The sequence below is a fragment of the Nocardioides abyssi genome (assembly GCF_030412915.1).
Taxonomy (GTDB): Bacteria; Actinomycetota; Actinomycetes; order Propionibacteriales; family Nocardioidaceae; genus Nocardioides; species Nocardioides abyssi.
Genome location: NZ_JAUHJR010000269.1, coordinates 1 through 223, shown reverse-complemented (window position 1 = coordinate 223; position 223 = coordinate 1). Strand labels below are relative to the sequence as shown.

Here is a 223-nt window from a genome sequence, read left to right as displayed (position 1 = left end):
GGTGCCGATGACGAACGCGGTCAGCCGCTCGCTGGCGCGGGCGATGGCGAGGGCGTCGAGGATCGCGACCGGGGTCTCGATCATCGCCCAGAGCGTGGTGTGGTCGGGGGCGCCGGCCCGCGCGAGGGCCGCGACGAGCTGGTGGACCTCGTCGGCGGAGCCGACCGTGGGCACGACGACCGCGTCGGGGCCGGCCGGGGCGATGGCCGCGATGTCGGCGTCG

The 223-nt window shown here is 77.1% G+C and carries 1 protein-coding gene; it reads right to left on the bottom strand.

Annotated features, from left to right (window positions below):
* The coding region (locus QWY29_RS20735; protein WP_300963100.1) for an aldolase/citrate lyase family protein at positions 1–223 on the bottom strand (223 nt) is incomplete at both ends.